Source organism: Actinomyces urogenitalis (assembly GCF_002861525.1).
In the GTDB taxonomy this organism is placed as follows: Bacteria; Actinomycetota; Actinomycetes; order Actinomycetales; family Actinomycetaceae; genus Actinomyces; species Actinomyces urogenitalis.
This window is the reverse complement of the sequence record NZ_PKHA01000030.1, coordinates 1-309: the sequence shown is the minus strand read 5'-3', so window position 1 is coordinate 309 and position 309 is coordinate 1. Positions and strand designations below refer to the sequence as shown.

At 60.5% G+C, this 309-nt stretch carries 1 protein-coding gene; it reads right to left on the bottom strand.

Annotated features, from left to right (window positions below; translation table 11 throughout):
* A partial coding sequence (locus tag CYJ26_RS10530) for a Rib/alpha-like domain-containing protein (RefSeq protein WP_180950901.1) occupies positions 1-309 on the bottom strand: 309 nt, incomplete at both ends.

Genomic DNA, 309 nt, shown 5'->3' with positions numbered 1-309 from the left:
CGGCTGGGGCGCAGCGTCCTTGACGGTAACCGTCACCGAGGTCGAGTCCGTGGTCTTGTCCGGGTAAGTCACCGTCACCGGCACCTTGATCTCACCCACAGGAGTACCGTCACTCGTCTTCACAGTCACCTTGCCGGTGGTCTTGTCCACCGACACCGTCGTACCCTCAGGAGCCTTGAAGTCCGCCGGGATCGAGAACTCTGAACCAGACGGAACCTCCGAACCGTCAGAGTTCTTCGGCGACTCAGACGTCACCGACTCACCCTTAGTCACCGACACCCCCTCATACGACGGATCATTCTCATCCGC